The organism is Salinigranum sp. (assembly GCF_041641895.1).
Lineage (GTDB): Archaea > Halobacteriota > Halobacteria > Halobacteriales > Haloferacaceae > Salinigranum.
In genome coordinates, this window is the sequence record NZ_JBEPXO010000117.1 from 1 (window position 1) to 8,641 (window position 8,641).

The 8,641-nt window shown below is 69.5% G+C and carries 7 protein-coding genes; 2 read left to right on the top strand and 5 right to left on the bottom strand.

All coding sequences use genetic code 11. The annotated features are described in order from the left end of the window. Positions 1 to 252 precede the first annotated feature (252 nt). On the bottom strand, positions 253 to 1,857 hold the full coding sequence (locus tag ACESK5_RS17905) for a TrkH family potassium uptake protein (protein WP_372912946.1): 1,605 nt from the start codon (positions 1,855 to 1,857) through the stop codon (positions 253 to 255). Positions 1,858 to 1,908: 51 nt separating this feature from the next. Beyond that, the gene (locus ACESK5_RS17910; RefSeq protein WP_372912947.1) at positions 1,909 to 2,574 is read right to left on the bottom strand and encodes a helix-turn-helix domain-containing protein; all 666 of its coding nucleotides are present in this window, start codon (positions 2,572 to 2,574) and stop codon (positions 1,909 to 1,911) included. Between the two features lie 164 nt (positions 2,575 to 2,738). On the opposite strand from ACESK5_RS17910, the gene ACESK5_RS17915 reads away from it, so the two are divergent. Continuing rightward, positions 2,739 to 4,277 (top strand): globin-coupled sensor protein, encoded by a 1,539-nt coding sequence (locus ACESK5_RS17915; protein WP_372912948.1) that lies wholly within the window; start codon positions 2,739 to 2,741, stop codon positions 4,275 to 4,277. A gap of 35 nt (positions 4,278 to 4,312) precedes the next feature. Here the strand turns inward: ACESK5_RS17915 and trkA are convergent, their stop codons facing one another. After that, a complete protein-coding gene (trkA, locus tag ACESK5_RS17920; RefSeq protein ID WP_372912949.1) occupies positions 4,313 to 5,650 on the bottom strand; it encodes a Trk system potassium transporter TrkA in 1,338 nt (445 codons plus the stop codon). A gap of 138 nt (positions 5,651 to 5,788) precedes the next feature. Then, complete coding sequence (locus tag ACESK5_RS17925) at positions 5,789 to 6,322, bottom strand: type II toxin-antitoxin system RatA family toxin (RefSeq protein WP_372912950.1); 534 nt, start codon at positions 6,320 to 6,322, stop codon at positions 5,789 to 5,791. 288 nt (positions 6,323 to 6,610) lie between these two features. Between ACESK5_RS17925 and ACESK5_RS17930 the strand changes: the two genes are divergently transcribed. Beyond that, positions 6,611 to 7,384, top strand: coding sequence for an FAD-binding protein (locus ACESK5_RS17930; protein WP_372912951.1), 774 nt, complete (start codon positions 6,611 to 6,613; stop codon positions 7,382 to 7,384). A 3-nt stretch (positions 7,385 to 7,387) separates the two neighbouring features. Here ACESK5_RS17930 and ACESK5_RS17935 read toward each other — a convergent pair whose 3' ends face one another. After that, entirely contained in the window at positions 7,388 to 8,596 is a 1,209-nt protein-coding gene (locus tag ACESK5_RS17935) for a PQQ-binding-like beta-propeller repeat protein (RefSeq protein ID WP_372912952.1), read from the bottom strand. Positions 8,597 to 8,641: the final 45 nt, after the last annotated feature.

Here is an 8,641-nt window from a genome sequence, read left to right on the forward strand (position 1 = left end):
TCAGGAGGTCCCACCACCAGATGGCGGTGTAGACCTCGAATGCGAGGCCGCCGAAGTGCAGCGCACAGACGACGAGCGAGTACGCGACGAGGGCAGCCGTGGCGATACCGAGGGAGGGCGAGTCGGGAGTTGCGTACCGTGACGACATGGTCGGGGACGTCCGGCGTGAGTGGGGGAGGAGGGCGCTGGACGGTATCGACGTGTCGACGTCACGTTAAATCCTTTGTGAACGACGTCGCGTCGGGAGTGTCGTCACCGCTGCCAGTACTCGGGCGTGAAGAGCACGAGCACCGGGATGATCTCCAGTCGGCCGGCCCACATCAGGAGCGTCATGAACACCTTGCTCGCGTCCGAGAAGCCGAGGTACGACCCCATCGGTCCGACCGCGCCGAAGCCGGGACCGACGTTCCCGAGAGTGGCCGCGACGGCGCTCATCGCCTCCAGTACGGAGAGCGACTGTCCGATACGGGTCGCGTCAACCACGAGGAGCACTGTCGCCACGAAGAACATGACGAGGTAGAGGAGCGTGAACGCGTAGATGCCGCGGATGGCGCGTTCGTCGATGGTGCGTCCGCCGAGTCGAACGGGGCGGACTGCGTCGGGGTGAGCCGTCGTGAACAGTTCGCGGCGGAGCGACTTCAGGACGACGTACCACCGGACGATTTTGATGCTCCCACCGGTCGACCCGGCGGAGCCACCGATGAACATCGCGAAGAGGAGGAGGTACTGCGCGGGTGCCGACCAGGTGTTGAAGTCCATGCTCGCGTACCCGGTGGTGGTGACGATGGAGACGGCCTGGAACGCCGCGTGTCGGACCGCGGGTTCGACCTGTCCGACGATGGCCCCGCGGAACGTCTCCAGGTAGGCCGCGTCGTACGTCTCGCCCGGCGGGACGCTCGTGACGAAGCCCGTTCCCGTGAGGAGGAGGCCGGCGCCGATGGCCGTGACCGCCGCGAGGGCACCGGCGTAGAAGCGGAACTCCGCGTCGCGGAACAGTCGCTTCGGCTCGCCGGTGAGCGCGTGCCAGAACAGCGCGAAGTTCGTCCCCGCCGCGACCATGAAGGGGATGATGACCCACTGTGCGGCCGCCGAGAACGCCTCGATACTCCGTGCCTCCGGCGAGAACCCGCCGGTCGGCATGGTCGTGAGCGCGTGTGCGACGGCGTTGTACAGCCCCATGTTCGGCGCCATCCCACCGACGTGGAGGCCGTACAGGAGTGCCATCTCGAGGACGGTGAAGCCGAGGTACGCCCCCCAGAGCGCCCGGGCCGTCTCGGCGATGCGGGGGGTGAGCTTCTCGATGCCCGGGCCGGGGGCCTCCGCGTCCATCAACTGCGCTCCCCCGACGGAGAGTTCGGGCAGGATGGCGACGGCGAGGACGACGATGCCCATCCCGCCGAGCCACTGGGTGAGCTGCCGCCACATCATGATGCCGCGGGTGTGGGTCTCGAACGAGATGTCGCCGAGCACCGTCGCTCCGGTGGTGGTGAAGCCGGACATCGACTCGAACAGCGCGTTCGCGGGGTTACCGAGCGTCGACGTCGGGTGCACCGGGGCCGCCACCGGCGGGAGGCCGTGCGCCTCGACGAAGTACGGAACCGCCCCGACGACGCTGACGGCGAGCCACGTCACGCCGACCATCAGGAAGCCCTCGCGGGCGAGGAGGTCGGGGTCGGGTTCGAGCCGTTCGAGGCTCACGCCGAGTGCGACGGTCACGACCATGGTCACGACGAACGGGAGGACCGTCTCGCCGTAGGCGAGTGCGGTCACCAGCGGGATGAGAAGCGGCACCGCGAGGTACTTCAGCACCGTCCCGACGAGGCTGAGGCTCGCCCGGTAGTCCACGCGGAGTTTCACCGCTGCTCACCCTCACTTCGATACACACCGGGACGTGTGCGGAGCGGTTCTTTACCTTACCGAAACCTCGCTCCGCTCCCGTCCGGCCCGCCGAGCGGGAAAGAGTTCGTCGAGGAGTGCCCGTTCTGCGGCGCGGAGCGTCTCGGCGAACGCGGAGGGTGAGACGTCGAGTGCCGCCGCGACGGCCTCGGCGGTGGCGCGCCGGGGGTAGTCGAAGTAGCCGAGTCGGTGGGCCGTCTCGACGACTTCGCGCTGGCGGCCGGTGAGTCGCCCCCGGTCGACGACGGTGGTGTCGTCGCGTGAGGTCCGGCCCCCACTGGTGACGAGCCGGCGGAGTTCCACGTCGAACGTCTCGCGGAGCGACTCGACCACCCGTCGGACCGTCTCCCGGTCGGGCGCGTAGAACGAGACCACCAGTCGGCCGTCGGCCGCGCCGACGCTGGCCGTCGGACACCCCTCCGCCTCGATTAGTTCGCAGGGGCACCCGGTGCCGCACGGCCGAGACGTCCGGTACACCACCGCCTCGCTCGTCTCGAACACCGGCGTTCCAGCCGCCTCCGTCGTCCCGCGCGGAACGCGGTACTCGTCGAGTCGCGCCCCCTCGACCACCGCCTGTGAGACGTCGTCGATTCCGCCGTCGATACCGGCGGAGGCGTCCGCGACCGGACAGTGTGAGCGACACCCGACCGAGAGTTCGACGAAGAGCCCGTCAGTCATATCGGTAGGAAGCCACTTCCGCCGCTTCACTGTTGCCCACTCAGTATCATGTTTGAAACCTAGTATATAAAGAACCGTAGTACTGCGGGCGGACAGCGAAGTACGACGAGAGAGAGGCAGACGCATCGAAGCGGTCTGGCGCAGGACGGACCCAGGACTCTACCGTGTCACACAGCACATCTCACTCGACGGACCGAACGGGCGTCACGGACAGCGACAGGCGAGAACTCGACGGGAAGGCGCTGGCGGCCGGCATCGGCGTCGACGACGCGGAGCTGAGCCGCCGGAAGTCGTTCCTCGGCCTGACCGAGGGCGACGCCGAGCGACTCACCGGGATGGACGACGTCGTCGACGACGTCGCGACCGACCTGGTCGACGCGTTCTACGACCGACTGCACAGCGACCAGGGGGCGGCGGCCGTCCTCGACCGGTCGTCGCTCCCCATCGAGGCGCTGAAGCGGTCACAGGAGACGTATCTCCGGAGCCTCGTCGGCGGCACCTACGACCTTGACTACGTGGCCCGGCGAGCGCGGGTGGGAAAGGTCCACGACATGCTCGGCCTCGGCCCGGACCTGTACCTCGGAGCGTACGGCGTCTACTACGAGGGGCTGATCCGGGCGGTGGGCGACGACGCGGTCGCTCGGCACGGCGACGCCGACGGCGCGGACGACGCCGTCGAGCGCGCCGTCGACGAGGTGGTCGAGCGCGTCACCTCCCTGTCGAAGATCATCTCGTTCGACCAGGCCATCGCGATGGAGACCTACATCGACTCGTACGCCTCGCGGCTGGAGTCCGCGCTGGACCGACACGAACGCCTCGCGGGCGACGTCGAGCGTGACATCGAGACGCCCATCGAGTCGCTCCAGGAGACCGCCGACCGCGTCGCCGAGCGCTCCGGACAGATCGACGAGCACGCGACCACGCTCACCGAGCGCGCGGGGACCGTCACGGCGGAGGTGTCGAACCTGAGCGCGACGGTCGAAGAGATTGCCGCCACGGCCGACGAGGTCGAGACGAAGAGCGCGGAGGCCGAACGGCTCGCGGAACGGGGTCACGACTCGGCCACCGCGGCCGCACACGCGATGCGCGACGTCAACGCGGCGGCGGAAGAAGTCGCCGACGACGTGGAGGCGCTCGAGACGCGCGTCGACCACATCGACGACATCGTCGAGGTCATCGACGCCATCGCCGACCAGACGAACATCCTCGCGCTGAACGCGAGTATCGAGGCCGCCCGCGCGGGAGAGGCGGGCGACGGGTTCGCCGTCGTCGCCGACGAGGTGAAGTCGCTCGCCGGCGAGGCGCAGTCACAGGCGCGACAGATCGAGACGACCGTCGCGGAGATCCAGACCGACACCGCCGAGACCGTCTCGAGCCTCGACCACGCCACCGAGCGGGTGGCGGCAGGCATCGACCAGGTCGACGGCGCACAGTCGGACCTCGCGGACATCGCGGAGGCGGTCCGCGAAACCGCCGAGGGGATCAGGAGCGTCGCCGCGGCGACCGACGAACAGGCGTCGAGCACCGAGTCGGTCGCGAGCATGGCCGACGACGTCGCCGAGACGGCCGTGGAGGTCTCTACCGGTGTCGGCGACATCGCCACGGCGAACGAGCGCCAGGCGGAGATGATCGAAGACGTCCGCGAGGCGACCGCACGCCTCACAGCCTCTGACGGCGAGCAGCAGCAAGAGCGAGAGCAGTAGCAGTCGTGTTCGCGTCGCCGGCCGAGCAGCGTACGTTACAGTAACTTCGACACTTCGTCGCTGACGGCGGTGTCGACGAAGACGACGACGTGGTCGCCGCGCTGGATGCGCGTGTTCCCCCGGGGGACGACGAACTCGCGGTCACGGGTGATGGCACCGATGACGACGCCCTCCGGGAGCGACCCGACGGACTCGTGGATGGGCCTGTCGACGAGGACGCTGTCGCTGTCGACCTCTATCTCCAGTACCTCGGCCTTGTCCGACTCGATGAGCGCGACGTTCTCGGCGCCACCCTCGCGGGTGAAGCGGGTAATCTCCTCGGCGACGACCTCCCGCGGCGAGACCCCGACGTCGATGCCGACGGCCTCGAACAGTTCGACGTAGGCGGTGGTGTCGATGACGGCCACGGTCCGCTCGACGCCCAGTCGCTGTGCGAGGAGCGAGACGAGGAGGTTCTTCTCGTCGGAGTCGAGCGTGGCGATGAGCATGTCCGCCTCGCCGATGTGCTCGCGTTCGAGGAAGTCGAGGTTCGTCGCGTCGGACTCCATCACCACCGTGTTGGGGAGGTCCTCGGCGAGTTCGCGTGCCCGGTCGGGGTCCTGCTCGATGAGGCGCGAACTGAACCCGCGCTCTTCGAGGAGGCGTGCGACGTGGAATCCGATTTCGGACCCCCCGACGACGACCACCTCCTCGGCCGTCCCCGGCGACTCCTCGGGCGCGACCGTTGTGGCGAACTCCTGGACCGACTTCGGCGACCCGATGACGACGACGCGGTCGCCCGCCTCGATGACCGTCTCCCCGCGCGGGATGTCGACGTTCCCGTTCCGGAGTATCGCGGCGAACGTGAGCGCGTCGAATCGGTCGGCCTCTGCGACAGTCTCTCCGGCGATCGGGCTCCCCTCGTCGACTTCGAACTCGGCCATCTGGACGCGGCCGCCGGCGAAGGGGTCGACGTCGCGCGCCGCGGGGAGGCCGACCACGCGGACGATGGCCTCGGCGGTGAGCAGGTTCGTACACACCATGAAGTCGATGCCGAACGCCTTCTCCGAGCGCTGCCACGTCCAGAGGTACTCGGTGTTCTTCACGCGAGCGATGGTGAAGGCGTCCGAGATGGCCTTCACCGTCGAACAGGCGACGATGTTCGTCTCGTCGTTGTCGGTCGAGGCGATGACCATGTCGGCGTCGTCGATGCCGGCCTCTTCGAGCGTCGACACTGCCGTCCCGTCGCCCTGAATCGCCAGCACGTCCAGCGAGTAGTTCAACTCCTCGACGCGCGCGGGGTCGCACTCGACAACGACGACTTCGTGTGTGGCGTCGAGGTCAGCCGCGATGGACGAACCGACCTGTCCGGCACCGATGATGACTACGCGCACCGTCTGCCACCCATGTCCCGTTCATCCGAACGGACCGTGTATCAGTATTTCTGTTCCGCGCTCGTCCTCGTCGGTCCCCGTTCGTCCGACGAGACGGCCTGGGCGCGGCGTTCGGCCGCGCCTGTCTTCTCCGAGAGGTTACGAGGGTCGTCGCTCGACCACCAGGTCGACGTCTCGCCGCCGCCCTTCGATGTCGGCGACGATACGCTCGACGACCTTCTGGGCCTCCTTCACCAGCACGGGTTTGATCTTGTCGACGACGAAGTCGAACGAGACGAACCGCGGGAGGTCGAGGGTGCCGTTCCGGGCGGTCTGTGGGTCGAACGACACGTCGAGCGTCACCCGGCACGCCCTCTCGGCGTCCGCCGGCGCGTCGGCGGGTAGTTCGTCGAGTTCTTCGACTCGCCAGTCGCCGTGGGCGTCGAGGTCCTTCACGATACGCCAGTCGATGCGCCACGGCGGGTTGACGTCGGTGACCTCGGACCGGAGTGTGTAGGTGAGCTTCCACCACGCGAACCGCATGTCGTAGCGGGTCCCCGCCCCGCCGTCGCCACGCTGGTGGACGGCCTTCAGATACTCGGAGTACTCGGGGTAGCGCGGGAAGTCGGCCAGAAAGTCGTACACCTCTTCCGGCGGGAGGTAGACGACGGTACTGACGACGATCTGGTCCACACCCCAGGGTAGGCGTCGGAGCACAAAACCCTGTGGGCCCGGGCCTCTCCGTCTCGCCGGGTCGCGTTCGGTGTGTGGGCGTCCGGCGTGTCGGGTGTGTGTCCGAACGTCTGAGACGGGGGGACACCGCGACCCCGTGTGACACGCGGACGCGGTGTTGCCTCGCTCCCGGTCCCCGTTCGCACGGAGTGACGCGACGCTCTCACCAGCCCCCGAAGCGGCCCACTCGTCCTCACCACACCACCCAGCGGACGACACACGAATCACCACTCCCGACCAAGGAACCGCATGAACGGCTCTGACACCCGTGACGTGCTCGTCGTCGGTGGCGGCGTCGCCGGTCTCACCGCCGCGACGTTCACCGCCCGCGCCGGTCTCGACACGCTCGTCCTGAACGACGGCGAGTCCATCCTCCGACGGAACGCCCACCTCGAGAACGTCCCCGGCTTCCCCGCCGGGGTGAACCCACGGCTGTTCGCCGACCTGCTCGCAGAGCAGGCCGAGCGCAACGGCGTCACCATCGCGCAGAGCTGGGTCGTCCGCGTCGCCCCCACGGAGTCGGGGTTCGACGTGACGACCGCAGCGGACGGGACGGTCCGCGCACGATACGTCGTCGCCGCCTCGTGGAGCGACGCCTCGTACCTCCCGGGGGACGTGACCACGCGCGCCGCCGGGTCGAAGACGTTCGTCGACGAGGACGGCGTCGGCCGGACGTCGGTCGCGGGGCTCTACGCCACGGGCCGACTCACCGAACGGTACCACCAGGCGGTCGTCGCTGCGGGCCACGGGGCCGCGGTGGGCATCACGCTCCTCCACGACTCCGGGACGCCCTTCTACAACGACTGGGTCACGCCCGTTGGCTACTTCACCGACCGCGGGCGGGAGGTCCCGCCGGGGTGTGAGGAGATCGACGCCGCGGAGCAGGCCCACCGCGAGGCCGAGTCGCGTGCGGTGATGCGCGAGCGCTTCGCCGAGGCGCACCCACAGCGCCAGCGGACCCACCCGTCGCTCGTCGACGACCGGGGACGTGTCGACACGTCGTGGGATGTGACGGAGGACTGACCGTCAGCCGAGCGCGACGACGCGCCCGGCGTCGGTGCCGACGTACACCCGTCCGCCGACCGCCGCGACCCGTTCGACTCGCCCCTCGACGCGCCTCGCCCACAGCGACTCGCCGGTCTCGGCGTCGTACGCCCGCACCACCTCGTCCTCCGCCAGTTCGTCGGGCGACCCCGCGACGAGGACGACGCCGCCGGCGACGACCGGTTCGCGGACGTACTGCGTGACCGCCTGTTCCCACCGGACGGAGCCGTCTTCGACGTCGAGCGCGACGACCGTCGACGGCTCCTCGCCGGTGGAGACGACCACCGTCCCGTCGGGCGTGACTGCCGGGGCGCGACCGGTCCCCCGGACCCGTGTCCGCCACGCCCGTTCGCCGTCTCGTCCGTAGGCCCACACGTTCGTCGCCGTCTCGTCGCCGAGCGGTTCGCGGTCGGCGACGACGACCCGACTCCCGGCGACGACGGGCCACGAACAGAACGCCGGCCCGCGCGCCCGCCAATCGACGCGCGGTTCCGGGTCGAGGAGCCGGGACGGTCTCGACCGTCGTTCGTAGGCGTAGACCGGCCCCGGACTCCCGACGTACAGCCGGCCGTGGGCGACGGCGGGGTACACCCAGCCGAGTCCCCCCGGCGAGACGGTCCAGCGGTGCGAGCCGTCCGCGACGGCGAACGCCGCCAGTCCGCCGTGGTAGCCGAGGAGGACAGTCGAGCGAGTTACCTGCATCCCGTAGCCCCTGACTGGGTCACCCAGCTCCGCTGCGACGGGCTGTGACCACCGCCGCGTGCCGTCCGCGACGACGAACGCTCGGAGCCGTTCGCTGTCGACGGTGTAGAGCGTCCCGTCCGAGAGACAGCCCACTCGCCGACTGGCCGGGACCATCGACTGGCCCTCGCCCGCCGTCGTCCAGCGGCGCTCGCCGGTCTCGCGGTCGAGCGCGGCCGTCTCGGTCGGGAGCGTGGCGTAGACGGTGTCGGCGTCGACGAGGAGTTCGTCGACCGGTCCCGACGCGACAGCGCGCCACGCGACCGCGGGCCGCTCCCGTGGCGGCGTCGCGTCGGGCGCACACGCCGTGTTCGTCGGCCCACGTCGGGTCGTGAGCCAGTCGTCGGCCGTAGGTGTCGGGGCAGTGTACGGCGGAGCCGCCAGACAGCCAGCGAGGCACGCGAGACCGGCGAGGCCGCCAGCGTGGAGGAGTGTGCGACGGGCGGGCATCGAGTCGAGAGAGCGAACCCGGTGACATCTGTCTTGTTCCCCCGA